The sequence below is a fragment of the Lentzea sp. NPDC060358 genome, assembly GCF_042725365.1.
Lineage (GTDB): Bacteria > Actinomycetota > Actinomycetes > Mycobacteriales > Pseudonocardiaceae > Lentzea.
The window spans coordinates 37,587-57,403 of sequence record NZ_JBHXCW010000009.1; the positions used below are offsets into that span (position 1 = coordinate 37,587).

General features: G+C 70.6%; 19 protein-coding genes. 7 read left to right on the top strand and 12 right to left on the bottom strand.

The window, feature by feature from the left end; translation table 11 throughout:
- The first annotated feature begins 62 nt into the window (after window positions 1–62).
- From ACFWGZ_RS03455 to ACFWGZ_RS03470, 4 genes are all read left to right on the top strand, one after another.
- Window positions 63–767, top strand: a complete 705-nt coding sequence (locus ACFWGZ_RS03455) for an NUDIX domain-containing protein (protein ID WP_382449884.1) — start codon at window positions 63–65, stop codon at window positions 765–767.
- 10 nt (window positions 768–777) lie between these two features.
- Window positions 778–1,458: an LON peptidase substrate-binding domain-containing protein gene (locus ACFWGZ_RS03460; RefSeq protein WP_382449853.1), complete on the top strand. Its 681-nt coding sequence runs from the start codon at window positions 778–780 to the stop codon at window positions 1,456–1,458.
- Between the two features lie 766 nt (window positions 1,459–2,224).
- Window positions 2,225–3,469, top strand: coding sequence for an MFS transporter (locus tag ACFWGZ_RS03465; protein ID WP_382449854.1), 1,245 nt, complete (start codon window positions 2,225–2,227; stop codon window positions 3,467–3,469).
- A complete protein-coding gene (locus ACFWGZ_RS03470) occupies window positions 3,466–4,188 on the top strand; it encodes a putative hydro-lyase (RefSeq protein WP_382449855.1) in 723 nt (240 codons plus the stop codon). The genes ACFWGZ_RS03465 and ACFWGZ_RS03470 overlap by 4 nt, the downstream gene beginning before the upstream one ends.
- Before the next feature lie 28 nt (window positions 4,189–4,216).
- Here ACFWGZ_RS03470 and ACFWGZ_RS03475 read toward each other — a convergent pair whose 3' ends face one another.
- The 4 genes from ACFWGZ_RS03475 to bioD form a co-directional block, all read right to left on the bottom strand.
- Window positions 4,217–4,807: a DUF2567 domain-containing protein gene (locus ACFWGZ_RS03475; RefSeq protein ID WP_382449856.1), complete on the bottom strand. Its 591-nt coding sequence runs from the start codon at window positions 4,805–4,807 to the stop codon at window positions 4,217–4,219.
- 13 nt (window positions 4,808–4,820) lie between these two features.
- Entirely contained in the window at window positions 4,821–5,012 is a 192-nt protein-coding gene (locus ACFWGZ_RS03480) for a hypothetical protein (protein ID WP_382449857.1), read from the bottom strand.
- On the bottom strand, window positions 5,009–6,025 hold the full coding sequence (bioB, locus tag ACFWGZ_RS03485) for a biotin synthase BioB (RefSeq protein ID WP_382449858.1): 1,017 nt from the start codon (window positions 6,023–6,025) through the stop codon (window positions 5,009–5,011). The genes ACFWGZ_RS03480 and bioB overlap by 4 nt, the downstream gene beginning before the upstream one ends.
- A gap of 70 nt (window positions 6,026–6,095) precedes the next feature.
- Window positions 6,096–6,815 carry a dethiobiotin synthase gene (gene bioD / locus ACFWGZ_RS03490; RefSeq protein WP_382449859.1) on the bottom strand — a complete coding sequence of 240 codons (720 nt, stop codon included), beginning with the start codon at window positions 6,813–6,815 and terminating at the stop codon, window positions 6,096–6,098.
- Window positions 6,816–6,851: 36 nt separating this feature from the next.
- Between bioD and ACFWGZ_RS03495 the strand changes: the two genes are divergently transcribed.
- Window positions 6,852–7,094 (top strand): glutaredoxin family protein, encoded by a 243-nt coding sequence (locus tag ACFWGZ_RS03495; RefSeq protein ID WP_382449860.1) that lies wholly within the window; start codon window positions 6,852–6,854, stop codon window positions 7,092–7,094.
- On the opposite strand, the gene ACFWGZ_RS03500 is transcribed toward ACFWGZ_RS03495, so the two are convergent.
- The 3 genes from ACFWGZ_RS03500 to dnaE form a co-directional block, all read right to left on the bottom strand.
- Window positions 7,067–8,269, bottom strand: coding sequence for an adenosylmethionine--8-amino-7-oxononanoate transaminase (locus tag ACFWGZ_RS03500; protein WP_382449885.1), 1,203 nt, complete (start codon window positions 8,267–8,269; stop codon window positions 7,067–7,069). The two genes, ACFWGZ_RS03495 and ACFWGZ_RS03500, sit on opposite strands and share 28 nt — an antisense overlap.
- A gap of 64 nt (window positions 8,270–8,333) precedes the next feature.
- On the bottom strand, window positions 8,334–9,539 hold the full coding sequence (locus tag ACFWGZ_RS03505; RefSeq protein WP_382449861.1) for a cytochrome P450: 1,206 nt from the start codon (window positions 9,537–9,539) through the stop codon (window positions 8,334–8,336).
- A gap of 118 nt (window positions 9,540–9,657) precedes the next feature.
- Complete coding sequence (gene dnaE, locus ACFWGZ_RS03510; protein WP_382449886.1) at window positions 9,658–13,170, bottom strand: DNA polymerase III subunit alpha; 3,513 nt, start codon at window positions 13,168–13,170, stop codon at window positions 9,658–9,660.
- 244 nt (window positions 13,171–13,414) lie between these two features.
- Here dnaE and ACFWGZ_RS03515 point away from each other — a divergent pair, with 244 nt between their 5' ends.
- Window positions 13,415–14,260 carry an AsnC family protein gene (locus ACFWGZ_RS03515; protein ID WP_382449862.1) on the top strand — a complete coding sequence of 282 codons (846 nt, stop codon included), beginning with the start codon at window positions 13,415–13,417 and terminating at the stop codon, window positions 14,258–14,260.
- Here ACFWGZ_RS03515 and ACFWGZ_RS03520 read toward each other — a convergent pair.
- Window positions 14,247–15,017, bottom strand: a complete 771-nt coding sequence (locus tag ACFWGZ_RS03520) for an inositol monophosphatase family protein (protein WP_382449863.1) — start codon at window positions 15,015–15,017, stop codon at window positions 14,247–14,249. The genes ACFWGZ_RS03515 and ACFWGZ_RS03520 overlap by 14 nt on opposite strands.
- Before the next feature lie 23 nt (window positions 15,018–15,040).
- Between ACFWGZ_RS03520 and ACFWGZ_RS03525 the strand changes: the two genes are divergently transcribed.
- The gene (locus tag ACFWGZ_RS03525) at window positions 15,041–15,940 is read left to right on the top strand and encodes a LysR family transcriptional regulator (RefSeq protein WP_382449864.1); all 900 of its coding nucleotides are present in this window, start codon (window positions 15,041–15,043) and stop codon (window positions 15,938–15,940) included.
- Here the strand turns inward: ACFWGZ_RS03525 and ACFWGZ_RS03530 are convergent.
- From ACFWGZ_RS03530 to ACFWGZ_RS03545, 4 genes are all read right to left on the bottom strand, one after another.
- Window positions 15,926–16,528 carry an NAD(P)-dependent oxidoreductase gene (locus ACFWGZ_RS03530; protein WP_382449865.1) on the bottom strand — a complete coding sequence of 201 codons (603 nt, stop codon included), beginning with the start codon at window positions 16,526–16,528 and terminating at the stop codon, window positions 15,926–15,928. The genes ACFWGZ_RS03525 and ACFWGZ_RS03530 overlap by 15 nt on opposite strands.
- A 73-nt stretch (window positions 16,529–16,601) precedes the next feature.
- Complete coding sequence (locus tag ACFWGZ_RS03535; protein ID WP_382449887.1) at window positions 16,602–17,486, bottom strand: RluA family pseudouridine synthase; 885 nt, start codon at window positions 17,484–17,486, stop codon at window positions 16,602–16,604.
- Window positions 17,487–17,637: 151 nt separating this feature from the next.
- A complete protein-coding gene (gene lspA, locus ACFWGZ_RS03540; protein WP_382449866.1) occupies window positions 17,638–18,432 on the bottom strand; it encodes a signal peptidase II in 795 nt (264 codons plus the stop codon).
- A 23-nt stretch (window positions 18,433–18,455) separates the two neighbouring features.
- A complete protein-coding gene (locus ACFWGZ_RS03545) occupies window positions 18,456–19,805 on the bottom strand; it encodes an aminotransferase class V-fold PLP-dependent enzyme (RefSeq protein WP_382449867.1) in 1,350 nt (449 codons plus the stop codon).
- Window positions 19,806–19,817: the final 12 nt, after the last annotated feature.

The following is a 19,817-nucleotide window of genomic DNA, read 5'->3' on the forward strand; positions in this document are numbered from 1 at the left end:
CTGCCTCCTCGATCCAGGGTTTTCGCCTGTTGGTCGAAAACGTCGCCGATAGTATCAGCCGGATGGCAGGCGTGGGGCATGAAGTTCTGGCGGCAGTGTTGCGGGTGAGAGGTGCGTCACTCCAGGTCATGCTCTGGGAGCGCGCACGGGAGCCACACGCTCACCGCTGGTCGCTGCCGGGCGGCGGCCTGCGGGTGGACGAGGACGTGGAGACCTCCATCCGCCGTCAGCTGGCGGAGAAAGTCGACGTGCGACAGTTGTCACACGTCGAACAGCTCGCCGTCTTCAGCGCCCCCGACCGCGTTCCCCCGCCGCGGGCCGTCGCCACCGCGTTCCTCGGGCTGGTCCCCTCCGACGTCGACCCCGAGGTCCCGTCCGACACCGCGTGGCACTGCGTCGAGAAACTGCCTCCGATGGCCTTCGACCACGCCTTGATCGTCGATCGAGCGCGGCACCGGCTCGGCTCGAAGCTGTCCTACACGAACCTCGGGTTCGCCCTGGCGCCACCGGAGTTCACCATCTCGCTGCTGCGCGACCACTACTCCGCGGCACTCGGTTACCGGGTCTCCGCGACGAACCTGCAACGGGTCCTGTCACGCCGTTTGCTGCTGGAACCCACAGGTGGGACCGCTCCCCCCGGCCCGTCGGGAGGCCGCCCCGCCGCGTTGTTCCGGTTCAGCGCCAAGGGAATCAAAGTCACCGATCCGTTCGCCGTGTTGAGACCGCCGGGATCCGGCCGTCCAGCAGGCGGGGGTGGCACCCCGTAACGTTGCACACGTGGCAGAGACGCTTCCGTTGTTCCCGCTGGGCACCGTGCTGCTGCCCGGCGCGTCTTTGCCGTTGCACATCTTCGAACCGCGCTACCGCCAGCTGGTGGTCGACCTGATGACGGGCTCCCTGTTCGGGCGCACGTTCGGCGTCGTCTGCATCAAGGAGGGCTGGGAGGTGGGCGCCGACAACGTCCGCTCCCTGCAGGACATCGGTTGCTCGGCCGACCTGCTCGACGCCCGCCCGCTGCCGGAGGGCCGCTTCGACATCGTGACGCGCGGGGTCCGCCGCTTCCGCCTGCTCGACGTGGACGCGACGACCGCCCCGTACCTGCTGGCGCAGGTCGAGTACATCTCCGACGTCGAGGTCCCGGTGGCGGCCCAGGAGGTCGTGCCACTGCTGGAACGCGGCGCGCGGGCGGCCCACGAGCGCTACTGCGGCGCGGCCTGGCACCAGGAGGACTGGTCGCCACCCGCCGACGACGTGTCGCTCGGGGACCTGTCCTACCTGCTGGCCGCCGACTGCCTGCTGCCCGTCGAGGACCGGCAGCGGCTGCTGGAGGAGCGGTCGCCGGCCCGGCGGTTGCGGCTGGTGCGGCGGATGTTGCACCGGGAGACCGGGATTCTCAGCGCCTTGAAGGCGGTGCCGGTGCCGTTGACGGAGTTCGGGCACGTGCCCAGTCCCAACTAGTCCGTCTGGGTGGTGGGACGCGCTCGGGTGATGGGACGCGGCTCGGGTGCTCGGGTGGCATGCGGCTCTGGGGTGATGGGCTGGGTGCGGCGGGGCCGTTGCCGGGCTGAGTGGGTTGGCGGGGTTCAGGTGGTGCCGCGCCGAGTGGCGTGGTTGGGGTGCGGCGCGCGGTTGAGGTGAGGGTGCGGCGCGCGGTTGGGGTGCGGCTGTGTCGGGCGCAGTTGGGTGGGGTGCGGCCGAGGTGGTGCTGCGCCGGTTCGCCTGTGGTGCGTCGCGCGGAAGGTGATGGAGGCGCGAGGCGCGAGGCGCGAGGCGCGAGGCGCGAGGCGCGAGGCGCGGAAGCATGTTCACAGGGCTCGCGCCGGGAAATCGGCCCTGGCGGGGGTGCGGCGGTGACCTCCCAGGCCCGCTGACCCGTCTGGCCAGCCCAGCTTCGGCAACTTCGCCGCAACTCCCCGCCACGGCGCCCTAGCCCACGCCCGCCACTCGCGCCCTGAAGCCAGGCTCTCACCTGCCCCGACACTCGCGGCCCTCGCGGCCTCGGTTACGCCCGCCTCGACACTCGCGCCGCACGCCCAGCTCGCACCCGCCTCACCACTCACGCACCCGCCCCACCTCCACCCCACCCGCTCGTGCCCGAACAGCCGAGCCCCGCAGCTCCAATCGTTGGATCGTGGGATTGTGGCCTTGTGGGATTGTTGAACAATTCGTACTCTGAGGTCTCCGTCACACCCCACCACTCCTCCACCACGCTGCGAGGTGTCCCATGAGCACGACCACGACCGAGGAAACAGGCCGTTTCGCCTGGTTCCGCAGTCTCGGCCAGAAGGGCCGGCGCGCGTTCGTCGGCGCGTTCGGCGGCTACGGGCTGGACTCGTACGACTACTGGGTCCTGCCGCTGAGCCTGGTCGCGATCACCGGCTACTTCGGCCTCACCAAGGCCGAAGCCGGCCTGCTGGGCACCAGCACGCTGCTGATGAGCGCCATCGGCGGCGCGGTGGCGGGCGTGATGGCCGACCGGTTCGGGCGGTCGAAGACCCTGGTCATCACGGTCGCCGCCTACGCGTTCTTCACCGTCCTGTGCGGGTTCGCGACCAACTACGAGACCCTGCTGGTCTTCCGCGCGCTGCAGGGCCTGGGCTTCGGCGGCGAGTGGGCGGCGGGTGCGATCCTCGTCGCCGAGTACTGCAAGCCGAAGTACCGCGGGCGCACGGTCGCGTTCGTCCAGAGCGCGTGGGCGGTCGGCTGGGGGCTCGCCGTCGTCGTCAACACCCTGGTGGCGAGCCTGGCGGACCCCGCGATCAGCTGGCGCATCATGTTCTGGACCGGCGCCCTGCCCGCGGTCCTCATCTTCTACGTGCGCCGCAACGTCGCCGACGCCCCGCAAACCCAGGCGCAGCCCAAGGAGAGCGGCACGTTCCGCAAGATCTTCGCGCCCGGCATCCTCAAGACCACGCTGTTCGCGTCGCTGCTCGCCACCGGTGTCCAGGGCGGGTACTACACGCTCGCCACGTGGCTGCCGTCGTTCCTGCAGACCGGGCGCGGCCTCACGATCATCGGCACGGGCGGATACCTCGCGTTCCTCATCACCGGCGCGTGGATCGGGTACGTCAGCGGCGGCTACCTCACGGACCACCTGGGGCGCAAGAAGACCTTCACGCTGTTCGCCGTCGCGAGCGCGCTGCTGATCGTCGCCTACACGCAGATCCCCAACGGCGCCAACACGTTGGTCATGTTCCTCGGCTTCCCGCTCGGGTTCTGCATGTCCGCCATCTTCAGCGGGTTCGGCAGCTACCTGTCCGAGCTCTACCCGACCCGGCTGCGCGGCACGGGGCAGGGCTTCACCTACAACTTCGGGCGCGCGTTCGGCGCCGTGTTCCCCGGGCTCGTCGGGTTCATGGCCGACCGGCTCGGCATCGGCGGTGCCATGCTGTTCGGGGCGGCGGCCTACGGGATCGCGGTCATCGCGCTGGTCTGGCTGCCCGAGACGGTCAACAAGGAGCTCGAATGACGACAGCGGGCCGAGCGCCGGGACAGGCCCAGGCGAACCTGATCGCCGTCCCGAAGGACTGGGCGTACGACTTCCTGCTCTTCACCCACCGCAACCCCAAGCCGTGCCCGGTGCTCGACGTGCTGGACGCCGGCGAGACCGTCAGCGCCCTCAAGCCGGACGCGGACGTGCGCACCCACGTGCCGCGCTACCGGGTCTGGGAGCACGGCGAGCTGGCCGCGGAACCGGAGGACGCGACCGAGTTCTGGCGCGACGACCTGGTGACGTTCCTGATCGGGTGCAGCTTCACGTTCGAGACGGCGCTGACCGGCGCCGGTGTGCCGCTGCGGCACGTGGAGCAGGGCCGGAACGTGTCGATGTTCGTCACGGACGTCCAGTGCCGGCCGGCGGGGCGGCTGCACGGGCCGATGGTGGTGTCGATGCGGTGGATTCCGGAGTCCCTCGTGGACATCGCGCACAAGGTCACGGCGCTCATGCCGTCGGTGCACGGCGCCCCGGTCGGCGCGGGTGATCCGCGGATGCTCGGGATCGAGGACCTCGACCGGCCGGACTTCGGCGACGCCGTCGAGCACGAACCCGGTGACGTGCCGGTGTTCTGGGCGTGCGGCGTGACTCCGCAGGCGGTGCTGATGAAGTCGCGGCCGCCGTTCGCGATCACGCACGCGCCGGGGCAGATGTTCGTGACCGACATGCCGGACTTCGCCTACCGCGTGGGGTAGGTACCCGGAGGGCGGTGCCCCGGCGGGCTCAGCCGAGGCGCCGCCCCAGGTCGTCCAGTCCGTTCCACGCCGTGCAGCAGCCGTAGGCCAGCGCCGCGGCGAGCGGCCACGCGAGAATCCCCCACCACGTCTCCAGAGCGGGAGCGACGAGCAGGGTGTCGTTCGGCTTGATCTCCGCGGGCACCGGGTACGCGCCCGCCGCGAGCGAACCGCCCAGCCACTGCGCGAACCACGCCGCCGCGCACGAGCCGGCGGTCATCGCCAGCATCACGACGGGGCCGCGCCGGGAGCGCAGCAGCCACACCGCCATGCCGGTGATCGCGCCCGCGCCGAGACCGATCAGCACGAACACCATCAGCGCGTCGAGCCGGTGGTAGCTCTCCACCCCGATCGGGTAGAACTTGCCGTCCTGCGGCGAGACGATCTTGAGCTGGGCCGGGGCGAGCCACGACCACAGGTACGCGGCGGGCAGCCCGAACGCGAACGTCGTCAGCGCGACACCCAGTGCCGGCAGCAGGTCCCGCTTCACCACGACCTTCGGCCGCGGCCGGACGTAGTGGTAGACGTACTGCGGCTCCGGCACGGGTTCGATGCGCACCGGCGCGGCGTTCTCGTCCATTCGCGAGAGGTTACTACCGAACCGAGAGAGTCTCTCCGTGGCGGCTGCAGCGCGCCGTCCAGCCGTCCGGGGTCACCTGGACGACCATGCGGCGCGCGCACTGCGGGCAGTACCGCGGCGGGTCGATCACCGACAGGCGCCGACGGCAGACCGCGTGGTCGCCGTCGGCTTCTTCCTTGCCGCAGAAGGAGCAGTAGGTCGTCACAGGGTCTGGCTCAGCGCCTTGATGGGCATCGACAGCTCCTCGAGCATGTCGAGGTCCTGCTGCGCCGGGCGGCCGAGGTTCGTCAGGTAGTTGCCGACGATGATCGCGTTGATGCCGCCGAGCATGCCCTGCTTCGCGCCCAGGTCGCCGAAGGTCAGCTCACGGCCGCCCGCGAACCGCAGGATCGTGCGCGGCAGCGCCAGCCGGAACGCGCCGACCGTGCGCAGCGCCTCGGCGCCCTCCACGACCGGGTAGTTCTCGTACGGCGTGCCGGGGTTCGGGATGAGGAAGTTCAGCGGAACCTCGTCGGGCTCGAGCTCGGCGAGCTGCACCGCGAACTCCGCGCGCTGCCGCAACGACTCCCCCATGCCGATGATGCCGCCGCAGCAGACCTCCATGCCGGCGTCGCGGATCATCCGCAACGTGTCCCAGCGCTCCTCCCAGGAGTGCGTGGTGACGACGTTCGGGAAGTGCGAGCGGGCGGTCTCGAGGTTGTGGTTGTAGCGGTGCACGCCCATCGCCACGAGCTCGTCGACCTGCTCCTGCGTGAGCATGCCGAGCGAGCAGGCGATCTGGATGTCGTTGCCGTCGGCGCGGATGGCCTTGATGCCGTCGCGCACCTGCGAGAGCAGCCGCTTGTCCGGGCCGCGCACGGCCGCGACGATGCAGAACTCGGTCGCGCCGGTGTCGCGGGTCTGCCGCGCCGCGCGGACGAGGCCGGGGATGTCGAGCCACGCCGAGCGCACGGGCGAGGGGAACTGGCCGGACTGCGAGCAGAAGTGGCAGTCCTCGGGGCAGCCGCCGGTCTTGAGCGACACGATGCCCTCGACCTCGACATCGGGGCCGCACCAGCGTTCGCGGACCTCGTGCGCGAGCGCGAGCAGGTCGGGGATGCGCTCCTCGGGGAGCTCCAGCACCTTCAGCACCTGGGCCTCGGTGAGCCCGACGCCTCGTTCGAGCACCTGCTCGCGAGCCTCGTCGAGCACGTCGATCTGTTCCGGTGCTGCGGTCACGGTCTCTCCTCCTCCGGTGGCCTGGCGTGCACTATGCCGCACTGAATCCTTCATCGTGGAGCGACGTAGATCACTGGACCGCGAATTGAGCCGCGAACGTCTCCGGGTCGAACTCGCCCCCGAACCACGGCGAGAACGATCTCTTCGCGACGGCCGCGAAGTCCACCGGACCGAGCTTCGTCACCCCCTGGGGCAGCGCGCCGAGCAGCGGGGCGCCCGCCGCCTCCGGCAGGTCGACGAGGTTCGTCTGCGACGCGAGGTCGGGGTGCAGCGGCCAGCTGCCGACCACGACGCCGATCGACTCGAGACCGCGCCGCTGCAACGCCTCGGCGGTCAGCGCGGTCGTGTTCAGCGTCCCGAGCCCGGCCCTCGCGACGATCAGGACCGGCGCGTTCACCGCCCACGCGATGTCGGCGAGCGTCGAGCCGCCCTCGTCGAACCGCACGAGCAGGCCGCCCGCGCCCTCGACCAGCACGAGGTCGTGGGTCCCGTCGAGCTCGGTGACGACCGCGGCGACGTCCTGGGGGCGCACGGTGGGCATGCCCGCGCGTCTGGCCGCGGTGGCCGGCGCCAGCGGGTCGGGGTATCTGGCCAGCTCCCGGGTCGTCACGTCGCCCGCGAGCCGCACCACCTCCGCCACGTCCCCCGGCTCGCCGGGCAGCAGGCCGGTCTGCGCGGGCTTGAGCACCGCGACCCGCCTGCCCTCTGCCCTGGCCAGCGCCGCGATGCCCGCGGTGACGGCGGTCTTGCCGACCTCTGTCCCGGTTCCGGTGATCACCAGCACGCTCACAGGGCTTCACCTTAGAACCTCACCTACGGTGACGGCATGAGTGAGCAACCGATCGTGATGTACGGTGCCGAATGGTGTGGTGACTGCCGCCGCGCGAAGGCCTGGCTGACCCGCAACGACGTGCCGTTCACCTACGTCGACGTCGAGCACGACGACGCGGCGAGGGACCGTGCGGTCGAGATCGCCGGGCGGAAGAACATCCCCGTGGTCGTCCTCCCGAACGGCGACTTCCTGGTCGAGCCGACCGACACTCAGCTCGCGGCCGCGATCACGCCCTGACAGATCGCCGCGATGTCGTCGTCCGTGCTGACGAACGGCGGCATCGTGTAGATCAGGTCGCGGAACGGCCGCAGCCACACGCCCGCGTCCACGGCCGCACGCGTGGCCCGTGCCATGTCCACGGGCTCATGCAGTTGCACAACGCCGATAGCTCCCAGCACGCGCACGTCCTGAACGCCGGGCAACGCGCGTGCGGGCGCGAGTCCGGCTTCCAAGCCCACCGAGATGCGCGCGATCTCGCGCTTCCAGTCCTGCGACAGCAGCAGCTCGATCGACGCCAGCGACACCGCGGCGGCCAGCGGGTTGCCCATGAACGTCGGCCCGTGCGCGAGCACCGGCACCTCGCCCCGGCTGATCCCGTCGGCCACCCGCGGCGTGCACAGCGTGGCCGCCATCGTCAGGTACCCGCCGGTCAGCGACTTGCCGAGGCACATCACGTCCGGGCTGACGCCCGCGTGGTCGGCGGCGAACAGCTCACCGGTGCGCCCGAAGCCCGTGGCGATCTCGTCGAACACCAGCAGCACGTCGTGCGCGTAGGCCAGCTCGCGCAACACGTGCAGGTAGCGCGGGTCGTGGAACCGCATGCCGCCCGCACCCTGCACGACGGGCTCGACGATGATCGCCGCGAGCTCGTCGGCGTGCTGCTCGACGAGGTCGGCGAGGTGCTGGACGTACGCGGTGTCCAGCTCCGCCGGCGGTGCGTCCGCGAAGACCTGCTCCGGCAGGATTCCGCGCCACAGCGAATGCATCCCGCCCTCGGGGTCGCACACGGACATGGGGTTGAAGGTGTCGCCGTGGTAGCCGCCGCGCCACGTCAGCAGCCGCCGCTTCTCCGGGCGGTTGCGGGAACGCCAGTACTGCAGGCACATCTTGACCGCGACCTCGACCGACACCGAGCCGGAGTCGCACAGGAAGACGTGCCGCAGGTCCTCGGGCGTGATCTCGACGAGCTTCGCCGCGAGCCGGATGGCGGGCTCGTGCGTGAGCCCGCCGAACATCACGTGGCTCATCCGGCCGAGCTGCTCGGTGGCGGCCGCGTCCAGCACCGGGTGCCGGTAGCCGTGGATCGCGGCCCACCAGGACGACATGCCGTCGACCAGCTCGCGCCCGTCGGCGAGGGTGAGCCGGACACCGGAGGCCTCGATGACGAGCAACGGCTCCTGGGTGCCCGGCATCGGTCCGTACGGGTGCCAGACGTGCGCCTGGTCGAGCTTCAGCAGGTCGTCCACCCGCTGCACCCTAGGCCAGGCGCACCGGCAGGGTGTGCAGGCCGCGGATCAGCGTGCTGTCCCGCCACACCAGCGTCTCCGGCTCCGCGGCCAGCTCCAGGTTCGGGAACCGAGCCAGCAATTGCGTCAGCGCGACGTCGAACTCCAGCCGGGCCAGCGGGGCGCCCAGGCAGAAGTGCAGGCCGTGGCCGAACGCGACGTGCCCCTGCGCGGACCGCGTCACGTCGAGCTGGTCGGGGTTCTCGTAGCGCTCCGGGTCCCGGTTCGCCGCCACCAGCGACACCATCAGGATCTCGTCCGCGGGCACGGTGATGCCGCCCAGTTCGAGGGGTTCCTTGGTGTAGCGGAAGGTCGCGACGTTGATCGGCCCCTCCAGCCGGAGGAACTCCTCCGTGCTGGCGGGGATCAGCTCCGGCTTGTCCCTGAGGATCTGGAGCTGGTCCGGGTTGTTCAGCAGCGAGAACACCGCGTTGCCAATGAGGTTCACCGTCGTCTCGTGGCCCGCCACGAGCAGGAGGAACGCCATCGACACGAGCTCTTCGGTGCTCAGCCGGTCACCGGCGTCGGTGGCGTGCACGAGCGCGGAGAAGAACGTGTCGTCGGGCTCGGCCGCCTGCACCTTGCCGACGTGCTGGTACAGGAACCCCGCCATCGCCTCGCCGGCCGCCCGGACCTGGTCCGACGTGCCGAACGTGAGCAGCTGGTTGGACCACTCGCGGAACTCGTCGCGGTTGTCGATCGGGATGCCGAGCAGCTCGCAGATGACGGTGATCGGCAGCGGGAACGCGAACGTCTCCAGCAGGTCCACCACGTCGCCGTCGTTCAGCTTCGCGATCAGCTCCGCCGAGATCTCCTCCACCCGCGGACGCATCTTCTCGACGCGGCGGGCGGTGAACGCCTTGGTCACGAGCTTGCGCAGGCGGGTGTGGTGGGGCGGGTCCAGGTTCAGCATGTGCACGGCCAGCGAGTCGTCGAGCACGCGGCCCGCGTTCGGGTCGGTCGAGTGCACCTGCATGAGGTGACCGCCCGCGGCGACGTCCTTGCTGACCTTCGGGTCGGTGAGGGCGATCTTCGCCTCGTCGTACCGAGTCACGAGCCAGACCTTGAGCCCGCGCGGCGTGCGGACTTCCTTCACGGGGCCCTCGGCACGCAACAGGTCGTGCACTTCGTGCGGGTTCTGGACGTAGTCGTCGGGCAACTGGGTGAGTGTCGTCACCCAACCCAGTTAACCCCGTTTACTACCTCGTCGCCACTAATTCTCGAGCGGTGTCCGGAATTGAGGTCGCACAGGCGACGATCCCGGTCAATTCGGTCACGAAACCGAGAAAACGCGGCTACCGCTGGATCGTCACACCGCGGATGGTCTTGAGGTCACCGAAGAGCGACGGCGTCGTCTGCACCCGGTAGTTCTCGACCACCAGCATCTCCTTCGACCTGTCGCGCTTCTGCACCTCCAGGTGCACGGCGACCTGCCCCTCGTGCGACTTGAAGACGATCTTCAGCTCCTCGATCAGCTCGGGCGTCAGCGTCTTCGTGTGCAGGCCCAGGACGAGCGGCGGGTCCGCGTCGGGGTTGTTCTCCGCGTCGCTGATGTCGAGCGGGACGACGCCGTCGCCGAAGATCGCCATCTTGTCCTCGCGCCAGTTCACGCGGCCCTTCACGCACACCGCGGAGTCGAGCTCGAGGTCGTCGCGCAGCACCTCGTAGGACTTCGGGAAGAACAGCACCTCGATGGACGCGTCGAGGTCCTCGATCACCGTGATCGCCCACGGCAGGCCGTTCTTGTTCACCCGGCGCTCGATCGACGAGATCATGCCCGAGACGATCAGCTCGCCCTCCTTGGGCGGGTCGTCGAGCACGACCGCGATCGGGCGCGGCGCGAACTTGCGCAGGATGCGTTCCGCGCCGTCGAGCGGGTGCGAGGAGACGTAGAGGCCGAGCATCTCCTTCTCGAGGCTCAGCATCTGCTTGCGCGGGTACTCGTCCGTGCCGAACTTGAGGTGCGCCAGCGGTGAGCTGCTGTCGTCCTGGTCGTCGGAGCTGTCGCCGCCGAACAGGTCGAACTGGCCCTCCGCCTCCTTGCGCTTGATCGGGACGACCGCGTCGACCGCGTCCTCGTGGACCTGGATCAGCGACAGCCGGGTGTGGCCGAACGAGTCGAACCCGCCCGCCTTGATCAGCGACTCGATCACGCGCTTGTTGCAGGCGACGAGCTCGGACTTGTCCATGAAGTCCGTGAAGGACGTGTAGGCGCCCTTCTCCTTGCGGGTCTTGATGATCGAGTCGACGACGTTCGCGCCGACGTTGCGGATCGCGCCCAGGCCGAAGCGGATGTCCGTGCCGACCGCGGAGAACCGCAGCGCCGACTCGTTGACGTCCGGCGGGAGGACCTTGATGCCCAGGCGGCGGCACTCGGCGAGGTAGACGGCCGACTTGTCCTTGTTGTCACCGACGGAGGTGAGCAGCGCGGCCATGTACTCGGCGCGGAAGTTCGCCTTGAGGTAGGCGGTCCAGTACGAGATCAGGCCGTACGCGGCGGCGTGCGACTTGTTGAACGCGTAGCCGGCGAACGGGAGGATCGTGTCCCACAGCGCCTTGATCGCCTCGTCGGAGAAGCCGCGCGGGTCGTTGCGCATGCCCTCCTGGAAGCCCTCGAACTCCTTGGCCAGGACCTCGGCCTTCTTCTTGCCCATCGCCTTGCGGAGCACGTCCGCGCGGCCCATGGAGTAGCCCGCGACCTCCTGGGCGATGAACATGATCTGCTCTTGGTAGACGATCAGGCCGTGCGTCTCGCCGAGGATCTCCTTGAGCGGCTCGGCGAGCTGCGGGTGGATCGGCTTGACCTCCTGACGGCCGTTCTTGCGGTCCGCGTAGTCGTTGTGCGCGTTCACGCCCATCGGACCGGGGCGGTACAGCGCGCCGACGGCGACGATGTCCTCGAACGACGTCGGCTGCATGCGGCGCAGCAGGTCGCGCATCGGACCGCCGTCCAGCTGGAACACGCCGAGCGTGTCACCGCGGCCGAGCAGCGCGTAGGTCTCCGGGTCGTCCATCGGGAGCTTGTCGAAGTCCGGGACCGCTTCCTTGCCCCGGTTCATCTCGATGTTCTCGATGGCGTCGCCCATGACCGTCAGGTTGCGCAGCCCGAGGAAGTCCATCTTGAGCAGGCCGATGTTCTCGCACGACGGGTAGTCCCAGCCGGTGATGAACGAGCCGTCGTCGCGGTACCAGAGCGGGATGGAGTCGGACAGCGGGTCCTTCGACATGATGACCGCGCACGCGTGCACGCCGGCGTTGCGGATCAGGCCCTCGAGGCCGAGCGCGGTGTCGAAGATCTCCTTCACCTGCACGTCGGTCTCGAGCAGCGACCGGACCTCGGCCGCCTCGTTGTAGCGCGGGTGGCTCTTGTTGACGATGCCGTTGAGCGGGATGTCCTTCGCCATGATCGGCGGCGGCAGCGCCTTGGAGATCTTGTCGGCGATCGCGAAGCCCGGCTGACCGTGGTGCACGCGCGCCGAGTCCTTCAGCGCGGCCTTCGTCTTGATGGTGCCGAACGTGATGACCTGGGCGACCTTGTCGGCGCCGTACTTCTCGCTCGCGTACCGGATCATCTCGCCGCGGCGGCGGTCGTCGAAGTCGATGTCGATGTCGGGCATGGCGGTGCGCTCAGGGTTCAGGAACCGCTCGAACAGCAGGCCGTGCGGGATCGGGTCGATGTTCGTGATGCCCATCGCCCACGACACCGCGGCGCCCGCCGCCGAACCACGGCCGGGGCCGACGCGGATGCCCACGCTGCGGGCGTAGTTGATCAGGTCGGCGACGATGAGGAAGTACGCCGGGAAGCCCTTGTCGATGATGACCTGGGCCTCGTAGTCGCAGCGCTCGATGTACTCCTGCGGCACGGACGAGTCGCGGAAGCGCCACTCCAGGCCGCGCCGGATCTCCTTGCGGAACCAGGACGCCTGGTCCTCGCCCTCGGGGACCTCGAAGTTCGGGATCCGGTCCTTGATCGACCAGATGTCCTCGTACGACTCGACCATCTCCGCGACGAGCAGCGTGTTGTCACACGCCTCCGGCAGGTCCTTCCAGATCTGCCGCATCTCGTCGGACGACTTCAGGTAGTAGCCGTCGCCGTCGAACTTGAACCGGTTCGGGTCGGTCAGCATCTTGCCGGACTGCACGCAGAGCAACGCGGAGTGCGTGTCGGCCTGGTCCTTGGTGACGTAGTGGCTGTCGTTGGTCGCGAGCGGCGGGATGCCGAGCTTGCGGCTGATGTCCAGCAGGCCCTCGCGGACCCTGGTCTCGATGTCGAGGCCGTGGTCCATCAGCTCGAGGAAGAAGTTCTCCTTGCCGAAGATGTCCTGGTAGTCGGCGGCGGCCTTGAGCGCCTCGTCGACGTGGCCGAGCCGCAGCCGGGTCTGCACCTCGCCGGACGGGCAGCCGGTCGTCGCGATGATGCCGTCGGAGTGCTGCGCGACGAGCTCGCGGTCCATGCGGGGCTTGTAGTAGTAGCCCGTCTTGCTGGCCTCGGTGTGCAGCCGGAAGAGGTTGCGCAGGCCGTCCGCGTTGCGCGCCCACATCGTCATGTGGGTGTAGGCGCCGGAGCCGGAGATGTCGTCGCTGCGCTGACCCGGGTCGCCCCAGTAGACCGGCTTCTTGTGCAGGCGGTTGTGCGGCGCGAGGTAGGCCTCGATGCCGATGATCGGCTTGATGCCGGTCCGCACGGCCGTTTGGTAGAACTCGTCCGACCCGTACATGTTGCCGTGGTCGCTCATGCCGACGGCGGTCATGCCGAGCCGCCCGGCCTCCTCGAACAGCGGTGCCACCTTCGCCGCGCCGTCGAGCATCGAGTACTCGGTGTGCACGTGCAGGTGCACAAACGAGTCCGCCACGGGCAACCCCCTTGTGTAGCAAGCGTTTCTGCGCGAACAAGGGACTCTCACGTCCTAGCGCCCGCCAACCCTACAGGCCGCGCGGCGAGGTGGTCGCGCGCGGCACGCGGGAGTTGCCGAACCGCCTGGTGGGCACCGCGTGATCACGATCCGGCGGGCGGTGACACGGAGATCGCCACCGCCGGGTAGCGTTCAATTCGTGGTGGCCCCCGATCCCGTAGACGCCCGCCTGCTCGCCGTGCTGGCCGAGTCGGGCCGCGCGGCCGTGCACGAGCTCGCGCAGCGGCTGGGCATGGACCCGCGCGAAGCCGCCATGCGCCTCATCACGCTCTCCGGCAGCGGCCTGCCGGTGCTCGTCGGCGTCGAGTGCGACCCGAACGGTGTTCGCCGGGCCCTCGCGAACGCCGCCGCCTACGGCAACTACTTCGGCCCGCCCCAGTCCGGCCCGTACGCCGTGCACCAGAGCGGGCCGCAGCAACTCCCGCAGCAGTACGGCCCGCAGGGCCCGGTCAGCCAGCCGTTCCCGGCCCAGCCGCAGGCGCAGCCCCAGCCGCAGGCCACCTGGGGCCCGCCGCAGTCGGCCGGGTGGGTGCGCGCGGACCAGCCGCAGCCCAAGCCCGTCTCGCGCACCGGCAAGGTCGGCTCGACGCTCGAGGCGGACAGCCTGGAGGGCTCCCACCTGCAGATCCAGCTGGTCGAGGTGGTCGACCCGGCCGACTTCCTCTTCACCGCGGCCGGCTACAAGCTCGCCGAGGGCGAGCGGGCCGTCGTCGTGCACACCGAGGTGACGAACGCCTCGCAGGTCTCCTACACCTCGCTGCCGGACATGTACCTCGTCCTGGTGACGAAGACCGGCGAGACCGTCACGAAGGCGCCGGTCTCGCTGTCGTCGCGTCCCGCGCACAAGCTCGGCGTGCAGCCAGGCGAGACCGCCGGCGGCCACACGGTGTTCGTGCTGCCGGACGAGACCGAGGTCATCCAGGTCCGCTGGAGCGTGCGGCCCGAGGTGGACCTCAACACCCTCGTCTGGACTATCGACGACTGAGCACGTCCAGCGCCGCGCCGTGCACCCCCGGCGCGGCGGCGACGTACTCGGTGGTGTCGATCGTCCACGGCTTGCCGTCGAGACCGGTCACGACACCGCCGGCTTCGTGCACGAGCAGCACACCGGACGCGTGCGCGCGCACGTTGTCGTGCTGCCAGTGCACGTCCATCCGCCCGGCGGCGACCTGTGCGAGCTGGTGCGTCACCGGCACGGAGATCCGGACGTAGAGAGCTTCCTTGGCCATCGCGCTGAACGCGGCGCCCATCCGGTCCGCCATCTCCGGTCCCCGGCCGGGCTGGGCCTGGCCGGTGCCCGCGAGCGCGCCGTCGAGCGAGGTCTTGTCCGAGACGGTCAGCCGCACGCCGTTGAGGAACGCGCCGCCGCCCTCGGTGGCCGTGAACATCTCGTCGAACAGCGGGAAGTACACGACGGCGAGCACGGGCCGGCCGTCGCGGACCAGGCTGACGCCGATGTTCCAGTCGGTCATGCCGTGGATGGCGTTGAGGTTGCCGCCGACGGGGTCGATCAGCCACCACTCGCCGTCGCCGATCGGGCCGGAGCCGTGCTCGTCGTTCAGCCAGCGGGCGGCGGGGTTGATCTCGGTCAGCTCGGGCTCGAGCAGGTCGACGACGGCCTCGTCGTTGGCGCGGACGGCGGCGAGCACGTCGGCGAGGCCCGACGTGCGCGACTCGGTCGAGTAGCGCTTGAGCAGGCGCGCTCCGGCACGGCGGACGGCGGCGGTGGTGGGGACGAGCACGGCTTCCTCCAGGATGGGTGGTCATGCAAGCGGATCTGAACCTGCTGACGGTGCTGGACGCCCTCCTCGAGGAGGGCAGCGTGATGGGTGCCGCGCAACGGCTGCACCTGTCGTCCCCCGCGGTCAGCAGGACGCTGGGACGGATCAGGAAGGTGACCGGCGACGACATCCTCGTGCGGACGGGCCACTCGATGACGCCGACGCCGTACGCGCTGGGCATCGCCGACGAGGTGCGCCGGCTGGTGCGGGAGGCCAACGCCGTGCTCGCGCCGAGCAGGGAGCTGGACCTCGCGTCGCTGGACCGCACGTTCACGGTGCAGTGCCACGACGCGCTGGCGTCGTCGCTGGTGCCCGTGCTGGTAGGGAGGATCGCGGAGCTGGCGCCCGGCGTGCGGCTGCGGGTGCTGGCGGAGCAGTCCGCCGACACCGACGACCTGCGGCACCGGGTCGACCTGGAGCTCGGTGGCGGCGCCCCGGTGCTGCCGGAGTTCCGCTCCGAGACGCTCGGCACCGACCCGATCGCCGTGGCGATGCGGGCGGGCCACCCGTGCGCCGGCCACCTCGACCTGGCCGCCTACGCCTCCCAGCCGCACGTGCTGGTGTCGCGGCGAGGCAGGCTGACCGCACCGATCGACGACCAGCTGGCGGCGCAGGGCCTGCACCGGAGGGTCATCGCGACGGTGGCGACCGTGCACTCGGCCCTGCAGATCGCGGCGGCGAGCGACGTCCTGGTCACCACCACCACGGTGCTCTGCCGGCCGTTGATCGAGGCGTTCGGGCTGGTCACCCGGCCGTTGCCGGCCGAGTCGCCGGAGGCTCCGATCAACTGCAACTGGCACCAGCGCTACGACTCGGACCTCGCGCACGCCTGGTTGCGCGACCAGGTGCGGGCGACTCTCGCCGAGGCGCTAGGGCAGCGGTAGGGCCACGACGCCGGCGAAGCGCGGCGACTCGGCCTCGTCGAGCATGGCGGCGGCCACGGTCTCCCGGCTGACCTTCGCGGTCAGGTCGAGCGGCGGCGCCTCGTCCAGTCCGACGGTGCGGCGGCCCGGGCTCTCCGGCTCGTCGCTGAGCACCCCGGCGTGGAAGACCGTGCCCCCGGCCGCGAGCACGGCGGTGTCGGCCGCGACCTTGTCCGGGATCCGGTCGCCGAGGAACTTCTCCAGCACGGCGGCGCCCTCCCCGGCCGCCTCGGCGGACGGGCCCGTGCCGTACGCGCCGAGCCAGATGATGCGCGCCGGGTTCGCCGCGACGACCGCCGCGGCGCCGTCGGACAGCACGCCGGCGGTGTCCGTGCCCAGGCCCGAGAGGACGACCGCGTCCGGGCCGACGACCGCGGCGACGCTCGCCGGGTCGGTGACGTCGGCCGCGACCTTGCGGAGGTTCGCGTGGTCGAGGCCGATCCGCTCGGGGTCGCGGGCGACGGCCGTGACGGTGTGGCCGCGGTCCAGGGCCTGCCGGGTCAGCGCGGACCCGGTCCGGCCGGAGGCTGCGAGAACGATGATCTCCATGCCGAAGACGCTATTGAGCACACCGATTAACATCAAGTGCAACGTCGTCAAGCCATGATTAACCGCGACGCAATCAGCCTTCGTCGCGCAGCTTCTCCAGCGCCTGCGCCAGGTCGTCCGGGTACTCCGAGGTGAACGCGACCCACTGCCCGTCGGCCGGGTGGTGGAAGCCGAGCTGGCGCGCGTGCAGCCACTGCCGCGTGACGCCGAGGCGCTTGGCCAGCGTCGGGTCGGCGCCGTAGGTCAGGTCGCCGACGCACGGGTGGTGCAGCGCCGAGAAGTGCACGCGGATCTGGTGCGTGCGGCCGGTCTCCAGGTGGACCTCGACGAGCGACGCCGCGCGGAACGCCTCCATCACCTCGTAGTGCGTGATCGACGGCTTGCCGGAGTTCATGACCGCGAACTTGTAGTCGTGCTTCGGGTGGCGGTCGATCGGCGCGTCGATGGTGCCCTTGATCGGGTCGGGGTGGCCCTGCACGATCGCGTGGTAGACCTTGTCGACCGTGCGCTCCTTGAAGGCGTGCTTGAGCGCCGAGTACGCGGACTCGGACTTCGCCACGACCATCACGCCCGTGGTGCCGACGTCGAGCCGGTGCACGACGCCCTGGCGCTCGGCGGCACCGGAGGTGGCGACGCGGTGCCCGGCGGCGGCGAGCCCGCCCACGACGGTCGGGCCGGTCCAGCCCGGCGACGGGTGCACGGCGACGCCGACGGGCTTGTCGACGACGATGATGTCGTCGTCCTCGTGGATGATCTCCAGCCCCTCGACCGGGATCGCCTGCACGGTGATCGGCTGCGGCGGCGCGGGCAGCGTGATCTCGAGCATCGACCCGGCCGTGAGCCGGTCGGACTTGCCGACGACCCGGCCGTCGACCAGCACGTCGTCGGCGTCGGCGATGGCCGCGACGGCGGTGCGGGACAGCCCGAGCAGCTTCGCGAGGCCGGCGTCGACGCGCATGCCGTCCAGACCGTCGGGAATCGGCAGCGTTCGGTAACCGCTCACGCGGGGGCCTCGACCTTCTTCTGGCTTGGGTTCACCTCGTGGCGCTGAGCTGGGAGTTCTTCACCAGCACCCACACGGGGCAGAGCCCTGAACCTACCAGCAGCGGCTATTTCGGCTCCTGCTGCCCGTCCTGCACCGCCGGTGCGCCGGCCGGAGTGTCCGCCGGAGCGTCGGCCGCCGCGGGGGCCGGGGCCGGTGCGGGCGCCGGGGTCAGGGTGGTGGCGGCGTCGTCGTCCTTGCCGATGGTCCCGTCGTAGTCGTGCTGCATGAGCGCGAGCACGATGACCGTCGCGCCACCGCCGACGATCGCCATGTCGGCGATGTTGAACACCGGCCACACCGCGCCGTACGGGTCGAACAGCGACAGGAAGTCCACGACGTGACCGCGCATCGGCCCCGGTTCGCGGAAGAGCCGGTCGGCGAGGTTGCCGACGGCACCGCCCAGCACCAGGCCGAGCCCCACGGCCCAGCCCTGCGAGCGGAGGTTGCGCGAGATCCAGACGATGAACCCGGCGACGCCGAACGCGATCAGCGCGAGGATCCACGTCCAGCCCTCCGCCAGCCCGAACGCGGCGCCGGGGTTGCGGACGAACGTCAGGTAGAGCAGGCCGCCGAAGACCTTGATCGGGTCGGCGCCCTCGAGGAACGCGACCGACAGCACCTTGGTCAGCACGTCGAACGCCAGCACGCCGCCGGCGAGGACCGCGACGAGCTTGGTCTTCGGCTCCGGCAGCGACCCGGTGAAGGAGAACGCCTCGGCGTCGTCGTCCCCGCGCTCGGGCTCGCCCGCGGGCACCACGGCCGCGACGACAGGCTTCTCCGGTTCGCTGACCTGCGGTTCCGCCGGTTTGTCCGCGACCTCGGCGGAGACCTTCTCCTCGGCCTTGGGCTCGTCAGTCACCAGGTCATTGTCCACTTACAGGACTACGCGAGGAACGGCGGCAGGGTTCGGCCGTCGTCCTCGGCGACCCAACGGCCGCCCTGCCGCGCGTACGTCCACTTCGGACCCTCGACGACGAGAGTGCGCAGCGCGGCGATCAACCGGTCGACGTGCTCGGCGGTCGTGCCGAGACCGATCGACGCGCGCACGGCGCGATCTTCGTGCGCCCCGGCCTTCTTGACGAGACGGCCCACGATCACGTGCGCGCAGAACGCGCCGTCACGCACGCCGATGCCGTACTCGGCCGAGAGCGCCGCCGCGAGGAAGCCCGCGTCGAAGCCGGAGACGGTGAAGCTCACGACGCCGACCTTGTCCGCGTCGGTCAGGATCGCCAGCTCGCGGAAGCCCGGGATCGTCCGCAGGCCCTCGCGCAGCCGCGTGAGCAGCTCCTGCTCGTGCGCGACGGTCTGCTCCCAGTGCCGCGACAGGATCTCGCAGGCCGCGGCCAGCGCGTGCACGCCGACGACGTTGGGGCTGCCGGCCTCGTGCCGCTCGGGCACCGCGGACCAGGCCACGCCGAGCCGGTCGCCGTGGTCGGTCACCTTGGCCGTGGCGCCGCCGCCCACCAGGTACGGCTCGGCCTGCTGCAGCCAGTCGGCGCGGCCGACGAGCACGCCGGCGCCGAAGGGCGCGTAGATCTTGTGGCCGGAGAACGCGACGTAGTCGACGTCGAGCTCACGGGCGTCGATCGGGCGGTGCGGGGCGAGCTGGGCGGCGTCGAGCGCGATGCGCGCGCCGTGGCGGCGGGCGACCTTCGCGAGCTCGGCGACCGGCCACAGCTCCCCCGTGACGTTGGACGCCCCGGTGACGATCACGAGCCGCGGACCGACCGGGGCGGCGGCCAGGGCCCGGTCCAGCGCCGCGAGGGCCGCGCCGGACGACGTGGGTGCGGGAACGCGCTGGACGTGCCGGCCGCGCCAGGGCAGCAGCGCCGCGTGGTGCTCGCTGTCGAACAGCACGACGGCGGTGCCGCGGGGGACGCTGCGGGCCAGCAGGTTCAGCGAGTCCGTGGTGTTGCGGGTGAAGACGACGGCGTCGGACGAGCGCGCCCCGACGAACTTGCGCACGCGGTCGCGGGCCTGCTCGTAGACGCGGGTCGAGACCTGCGAGGCGAACCCGGCCCCGCGGTGCACGCTCGCGTACCAGGGCAGCAGCTCGTCGACGGCGTCGCGCACCTCCTGCAGGCACGGCGCGCTCGCCGCGTGGTCGAGGTTGGCGTAGGTGACGCGCTCCCCGGTGACGAGCGGGACCCGCAGGTCGGCGCCGACGACGGCCGGAACCGCGGTGCCGGTGACGAGGGAGCCGGTGGTGCCGGGGGTGATCGCGAGCGTCATCGAGCTGCCTCC